Here is a 6,001-nt window from a genome sequence, read left to right on the forward strand (position 1 = left end):
CGGGCGCTGAAGGCCGTGCGCCGCAACATCCAGATGGTGTTCCAGGACCCGTACACCTCGCTGAACCCGCGGATGACGGTCGGCGACATCATCGGGGAGACCTTCGAGATCCACCCCGAGGTGGCCCCGAAGGGCGACCGGCGCCGCCGCGTCCAGGAGCTCCTGGACGTCGTCGGTCTGAACCCGGAGTACATCAACCGGTACCCGCACCAGTTCTCCGGCGGCCAGCGCCAGCGCATCGGCATCGCCCGCGGCCTCGCGCTCAACCCGGAGATCATCATCTGCGACGAGCCGGTCTCCGCGCTCGACGTGTCGGTGCAGGCGCAGGTCATCAACCTGATGGAGAAGCTCCAGGACGAGTTCAACCTGTCCTACCTCTTCATCGCGCACGACCTGTCCATCGTCCGGCACATCTCCGACCGGGTCGGTGTGATGTACCTCGGCAAGATGGCCGAGATCGGCACGGACACGCAGATCTACGACCACCCGACGCACCCCTACACCCAGGCGCTGCTGTCGGCGGTCCCGGTCCCCGACCCGTCGGCCCGTGAGGGACGCGACCGGATCATCCTGACCGGTGACGTTCCGTCACCGGCGAACCCGCCCTCCGGCTGCCGCTTCCGCACCCGGTGCTGGAAGGCGGAGGAGCGCTGTGCGACGGAGGAGCCCCTGCTGGCGATCCCCGAGCGCTTCGTCGCGGGGACCACGCCCGCCACGCACGAGTCGGCGTGCCACTTCGCCGAGGAGCGTGACGTCGTCCACGCGGCGTGACCGTATCCGGTTCCTGAACGGCAGATGCCCGGTCCCCCGCGAGGGACCGGGCATCGTCGCGTCTGCCCGCGCCCCTGCCCGTACGGGGTAAGCCCGCATGCGGTACATGTGGTTATGAGGTGATATGAGGCATTGAGCTACTCGATGACTCTAGGAGGCACTTCATGCGCGGAGCCACACAGGTCAGGTGGGCCGCATGTGCGGTGGCCGTCGCCCTGGCAGCGACGGCCTGCGGCGGTGGTGGCGGTGACGACGGCGGCAGCGGCGGCGCCGACGGCATCGTCAGCTCCTCCTGGGGAGACCCGCAGAACCCGCTGGAGCCCGCGAACACCAACGAGGTCCAGGGCGGCAAGGTCCTCGACATGGTCTTCCGCGGACTGATCCGCTACGACCCGAAGACCGGCGAGGCCGAGAACATGGTCGCCGAGTCCATCGACTCGAAGGACTCCCAGAACTTCACGATCAAGCTCAAGGACGGCTGGACGTTCTCCAACGGCGAGAAGGTCACCGCCAAGTCCTTCGTCGACGCCTGGAACTACGGCGCCGCGCTGAAGAACAACCAGAAGAACGCCTACTTCTTCCAGTACATCGAGGGCTACGACAAGGTCCACCCGGAGTCCGGCTCCGCCTCCGCCGAGACCCTGTCCGGCCTGAAGGTCGTCGACGACCTGACCTTCACCGCCAAGCTCACCCAGAAGTTCTCCCTGTGGCCCGACACCCTCGGCTACTCCGCCTTCGTCCCCCTGCCCAAGGCGTTCTACGACGACCACGACGCCTGGCTGTCCAAGCCCGTCGGGAACGGCCCGTACACCATCGAGTCGTACGCCAAGGGCTCCTCGATGAACCTGCGCAGGTGGGACGACTACCCGGGCGACGACAAGGCGAAGAACGGCGGCGTCGACCTCAAGGTCTTCACCGACAACAACACCGCCTACACCGACCTGACATCGGGCAACCTCGACCTCGTCGACGACGTGCCCGCCTCCCAGCTCCGCAACGTCGAGGCCGACCTCGGCGACCGGTACATCAACACCCCGGCCGGCATCATCCAGACCCTGGCCTTCCCCTTCTACGACAAGGAGTGGGACACCGACGACGCCCGCAAGGTCCGCCAGGGCCTCTCGATGGCGATCAACCGGCCGCAGATCACCGACCAGATCTTCCAGAAGACCCGCACCCCCGCCTCCGACTGGACCTCCCCGGTCCTCGGCGACGACGGCGGCTTCAAGAAGGGCCTGTGCGGCAAGGAGTGCACATACGACAAGGCCGCGGCCAAGAAGCTGATCGACGAGGGCGGCGGCATCCCCGGCGGCCAGCTGAAGATCTCGTACAACGCGGACACCGGCTCCCACAAGGAATGGGTCGACGCCGTCTGCAACAGCATCAACAACGTCATGGGCAACAACAAGGCCTGCGTCGGCGGCCCCGTCGGCACCTTCGCCGACTTCCGTGCCCAGGTCTCCACCCAGAAGCTGAAGAGCGCCTGGCGAGCGGGCTGGCAGATGGACTACCCGCTGATCCAGAACTTCCTCCAGCCGCTCTACTACACCAACGCCCCGTCCAACGACGGCAAGTGGAGCAACAAGGAGTTCGACGGCCTGATCGACAAGGCCAACGCCGAGAGCGACAAGGCGAAGGCCATCACCACCTTCCAGGACGCGGAGAAGATCCTCGTCGAGGAGATGCCGGTCATCCCGCTCTGGTACCAGAACGGCAGCGCCGGCTACTCGGACCGGGTGGACAACGTCGCGCTGAACCCGTTCAGCGTCCCGGTCTACGAAGAGATCACCGTCAAGTGACGCGCTGAGACGCGGACGGCCGGGACGCCCGACACGCGCCCCGGCCGTCCGCGCACCGCTTGCCGTCCGCACACCCCTCGTCGAGTCCGCCCCGACCCCCCCCGGAGCCCCTCATGGGACGTTATGTGATCCGGCGGCTGCTGCAGATGATCCCCGTCTTCTTCGGCACCACGCTGTTGATCTTCCTCATGGTGAACGTGATGGGCGACCCCATCGCGGGCCTCTGCGGCGACCGCCAGTGCGACCCGGCCACCGCCGCTCAGCTGCGCTCCGAGTTCGGCCTCGACAAGCCGGTCTGGCAGCAATACCTCACGTACATGGGCAACGTGTTCACCGGCGACTTCGGCACCGCGTTCAACGGGCAGAAGGTCACCGAGCTGATGGCCACGGCCTTCCCCATCACGATCCGGCTCACCGTCGTCGCGGTCGTCTTCGAGGTCGTCATCGGCATCAGCCTCGGCGTCGTCACCGGCCTGCGGCGCGGCCGCCCCGTCGACACCACCGTCCTCATCCTGACCCTGGTCGTCATCGCCGTCCCGACCTTCGTCACCGGCCTGCTGCTCCAGCTCCTCCTGGGCGTCAAGTGGGGCATCATCAAGCCCTCGGTCTCCGCGGACCCCACCTTCGACGAACTGCTCGTCCCCGGCCTGGTCCTCGCCTCGGTCTCGCTCGCCTACGTCACCCGGCTCACCCGGACCTCGATCGCCGAGAACGCCCGCGCCGACTACGTACGCACCGCCGTGGCCAAGGGCCTGCCCCGCCGCCGGGTCGTCGTACGGCACCTGCTGCGCAACTCCCTGATCCCCGTCGTCACCTTCATCGGCACCGACGTGGGAGCCCTGATGGGCGGGGCCATCGTCACCGAACGGATCTTCAACATCCACGGCGTCGGTTACCAGCTCTACCAGGGGATCCTGCGCCAGAACTCCCAGACCGTCGTCGGGTTCGTCACGATCCTCGTCCTCGTCTTCCTGGCCGCCAACCTGATCGTCGACCTCCTGTACGCCGTACTCGACCCGAGGATCCGCTATGCCTGAGCCGCAGTCATCGGACGGAGCGATCTCCCCGGCGGGAGCCGGCGGCCCCATGGACCTCGCCATGGCGGAGGGCGCCAGCCTGGAGAAGAACCCGGCCGGCCCCGACGGCACGGGCCCGTCCGGCAAGCCGCGCAGCCTCTGGTCGGACGCCTGGCGCGACCTGCGGCACAACCCGGTCTTCATCATCTCCGCGCTGGTCATCCTCTTCCTGGTGACCATCTCGATCTGGCCCTCGCTCATCGCGGGCGGCGACCCCCTCCAGGCCAACCTGGACGACGCCCAGAAGGGCTCCGAGCCCGGCCACCCCTTCGGCTTCGACCCGCAGGGCCGCGACGTCTACACCCGGGTCGTGTACGGCACCCGCACCTCGGTGACCGTCGGCATCTGCTCCACCCTCGGCGTCGCGATCCTCGGCAGCGTGCTCGGCGGACTCGCGGGCTTCTTCGGCGGCTGGTGGGACTCGATCCTCTCCCGCCTCACCGACGTCTTCTTCGGCATCCCCGTCGTCCTCGGCGGCCTGGTCTTCCTCTCCGTCGTCACCAGCTCCACCGTCTGGCCCGTCGTCGGCTTCATCGTCCTGCTCGGCTGGCCCCAGATCGCCCGCATCGCCCGCGGCTCGGTCATCACCGCCAAACAGAACGACTACGTCCAGGCGGCACGCGCGCTCGGCGCCTCCAACTCCCGCATGATGCTGCGCCACATCACCCCGAACGCCATCGCCCCGGTCATCGTCGTGGCGACCATCGCGCTCGGCACGTACATCTCGCTGGAGGCGACCCTCTCCTTCCTCGGGGTCGGCCTGAAGGACCCGGCCGTCTCGTGGGGCATCGACATCTCCGCGGCCGCCAACTACATCCGCAACGCCCCGCACATGCTGCTCTGGCCCGCCGGAGCGCTGGCGGTCACCGTGCTCGCGTTCATCATGCTCGGCGACGCGGTGCGCGACGCCCTCGACCCCAAGCTGCGCTGAGGAGCCGGTTGCCATGTTGCTCGAAGTGCGCGATCTGCACGTGGAGTTCCACACCCGCGAAGGCGTCGCCAAGGCCGTCAACGGGGTCAACTACTCGGTGGCCGAGGGCGAGACGCTGGCCGTGCTCGGCGAGTCCGGCTCCGGCAAGTCCGTCACCGCCCAGGCGATCATGGGCATCCTCGACATGCCGCCCGGGAAGATCACCGGCGGGGAGATCCTCTTCAAGGACCGGGACCTGCTGAAGCTCAAGCCGGAGGAGCGGCGCAGGATCCGCGGCCAGGAGATGGCCATGATCTTCCAGGACGCCCTGTCCTCGCTCAACCCGGTCCTCACCGTCGGCCAGCAACTCGGCGAGATGTTCGTCGTGCACCGCGGCATGTCCCGCAAGGACGCGAAGGCCAGGTCGGTCGAGCTGATGGACCGGGTCCGCATCCCGGCCGCCAAGGAACGGGTCGGCAACTATCCGCACCAGTTCTCCGGCGGGATGCGCCAGCGCATCATGATCGCCATGGCGATGGCCCTGGAACCGTCCCTGATCATCGCCGACGAGCCGACCACCGCCCTCGACGTCACCGTCCAGGCCCAGGTCATGGAACTCCTCGCCGAACTCCAGCGCGAGCTCAACATGGGCCTCATCCTGATCACCCACGACCTCGGCGTCGTCGCCGACGTCGCCGACAAGATCGCCGTCATGTACGCGGGCCGCATCGTCGAGACCGCCCCCGTGCACGACATCTACAGGGCCCCCGCCCACCCGTACACCAAGGGCCTCCTCCAGTCGATCCCGCGTCTGGACCAGAAGGGCCGGGAGCTCTACGCGATCAAGGGCCTGCCGCCCAACCTCACCCGCATTCCGCCCGGCTGCGCCTTCAACCCCCGCTGCCCGCAGGCCCGGGACGTATGCCGCAGCGACGTTCCGCCGCTCTACGAGGTGGACGAGCGGCGCCGGAGCGCCTGCCACTTCTGGAAGGAGACGCTCGATGCGCGCTGACCGCGACGAGAACGCGGGGACCGGCGGTGGCGCGGCCGGCTCCACCCTGCTGTCCCGGGCCCGGGAGGACGCCGTCACGCCGTACACGGAGGGCGACCCGATCCTCCAGGTACGCGACCTCGCCAAGCACTACCCGCTGACCCAGGGCGTCCTCTTCAAGCGGCAGATCGGCGCGGTCAGGGCCGTCGACGGCGTCGACTTCGACCTGTACGCCGGCGAGACGCTGGGCATCGTGGGGGAGTCGGGCTGCGGCAAGTCGACCGTGGCCAAGATGCTCGTCCATCTGGAACGCCCCACCGCCGGCGCGATCCGCTACAAGGGCGAGGACATCGCGAAGCTGTCGGGCCGGGCGCTGAAGGCCGTGCGCCGCAACATCCAGATGGTGTTCCAGGACCCGTACACCTCGCTGAACCCGCGGATGACGGTCGGCGAC

General features: G+C 68.2%; 6 protein-coding genes. All 6 read left to right on the top strand.

The window, feature by feature from the left end:
• Positions 1 to 771, top strand: a 771-nt coding sequence (locus CR470_RS34935) for an ABC transporter ATP-binding protein (RefSeq protein WP_097871484.1), incomplete at its 5' end; no start/stop codon positions are given.
• A gap of 164 nt (positions 772 to 935) precedes the next feature.
• On the top strand, positions 936 to 2,570 hold the full coding sequence (locus CR470_RS34940; protein WP_097871486.1) for a peptide ABC transporter substrate-binding protein: 1,635 nt from the start codon (positions 936 to 938) through the stop codon (positions 2,568 to 2,570).
• A 113-nt stretch (positions 2,571 to 2,683) separates the two neighbouring features.
• Positions 2,684 to 3,607 carry an ABC transporter permease gene (locus CR470_RS34945; RefSeq protein ID WP_018956260.1) on the top strand — a complete coding sequence of 308 codons (924 nt, stop codon included), beginning with the start codon at positions 2,684 to 2,686 and terminating at the stop codon, positions 3,605 to 3,607.
• On the top strand, positions 3,600 to 4,577 hold the full coding sequence (locus tag CR470_RS34950) for an ABC transporter permease (protein ID WP_097871488.1): 978 nt from the start codon (positions 3,600 to 3,602) through the stop codon (positions 4,575 to 4,577). Before CR470_RS34945 ends, CR470_RS34950 begins: the two co-directional genes overlap by 8 nt.
• A gap of 13 nt (positions 4,578 to 4,590) precedes the next feature.
• On the top strand, positions 4,591 to 5,568 hold the full coding sequence (locus CR470_RS34955) for an ABC transporter ATP-binding protein (RefSeq protein WP_097871490.1): 978 nt from the start codon (positions 4,591 to 4,593) through the stop codon (positions 5,566 to 5,568).
• On the top strand, positions 5,558 to 6,001 hold a 444-nt coding region (locus CR470_RS34960), incomplete at its 3' end, for an ATP-binding cassette domain-containing protein (protein ID WP_143663942.1). The genes CR470_RS34955 and CR470_RS34960, both read left to right, overlap by 11 nt.

Source organism: Streptomyces sp. rh34, assembly GCF_002551245.1.
GTDB lineage: Bacteria > Actinomycetota > Actinomycetes > Streptomycetales > Streptomycetaceae > Streptomyces.

What these genes read in the sequence shown, in the direction of transcription:
- CR470_RS34955 (WP_097871490.1), top strand. Translation starts at nt 4,591, where the DNA reads ATGTTGCTCGAAGTGCGCGATCTGCACGTGGAGTTCCACACCCGCGAA.
- CR470_RS34950 (WP_097871488.1), top strand. Translation starts at nt 3,600, where the DNA reads ATGCCTGAGCCGCAGTCATCGGACGGAGCGATCTCCCCGGCGGGAGCC.
- CR470_RS34945 (WP_018956260.1), top strand. Translation starts at nt 2,684, where the DNA reads ATGGGACGTTATGTGATCCGGCGGCTGCTGCAGATGATCCCCGTCTTC.
- CR470_RS34940 (WP_097871486.1), top strand. Translation starts at nt 936, where the DNA reads ATGCGCGGAGCCACACAGGTCAGGTGGGCCGCATGTGCGGTGGCCGTC.